We start from the raw sequence: 733 nt of genomic DNA on the forward strand, positions 1-733 counted from the left end.
CTGGTGGAAGTCGGCAACCTGCGCGAACTGGTGCCGACCATGCTGGCCAACCAGCGGCAGAAGATCCTCGACCGCTTCGCCGAACTCAAGGCCGAACTCGATCCGCAGCGCCTGGAGCAGGAACTGGTCCTGCTGGCGCAGAAGAGCGATGTCGCCGAGGAGCTGGACCGCCTCGCCACCCACGTCGGCGAGGTCCGCCGGGTCCTCAAGGCCGGCGGCGCCGCCGGTCGGCGCCTGGACTTCCTGATGCAGGAACTCAACCGGGAAGCCAACACTCTAGGCTCCAAGGCGTTCGACCCGCGCTCGACCCAGGCGGCGGTCAACCTCAAGGTCCTGATCGAGCAGATGCGCGAGCAGGTCCAGAACATCGAATGACCGGCGGGCGCCACCGCCCGATCTCTTTCCAACCCGTACGAAGCACCAGGAACACCTCATGTCCGGCACCCTGTACATCGTTTCCGCTCCCTCCGGCGCCGGCAAGACCAGCCTGGTGAAGGCCCTGCTCGACGCCGCCCCCGAGGTCCGCGTGTCCGTCTCCCATACCACCCGCGGCATGCGTCCGGGCGAGGTGGACGGGGTCAACTACCACTTCACCAGCCGCGAGGAATTCCTCGCCATGCTCGAGCGCAACGAGTTCCTCGAGCATGCCGAAGTCTTCGGCAACCTCTACGGCACCTCGCAGCGCTGGGTCGAGAAAACCCTCGCCGAAGGCCTCGACCTGATCCTCGAGATC

General features: G+C 66.3%; 2 protein-coding genes. Both read left to right on the plus strand.

Annotated elements, in window-relative coordinates; all coding sequences use genetic code 11:
* Nucleotides 1–375 (plus strand): endoribonuclease YicC domain-containing protein (locus tag FLP08_RS16785; RefSeq protein ID WP_156278071.1); only part of this gene is annotated, 375 nt, incomplete at its 5' end.
* A gap of 58 nt (nt 376–433) precedes the next feature.
* Nucleotides 434–733, plus strand: a 300-nt coding sequence (locus tag FLP08_RS16790) for a guanylate kinase (RefSeq protein ID WP_162431114.1), incomplete at its 3' end; no start/stop codon positions are given.

The sequence above is a fragment of the Christiangramia aestuarii genome (assembly GCF_009735585.1).
GTDB classification, from domain to species: Bacteria; Bacteroidota; Bacteroidia; order Flavobacteriales; family Flavobacteriaceae; genus Christiangramia; species Christiangramia aestuarii.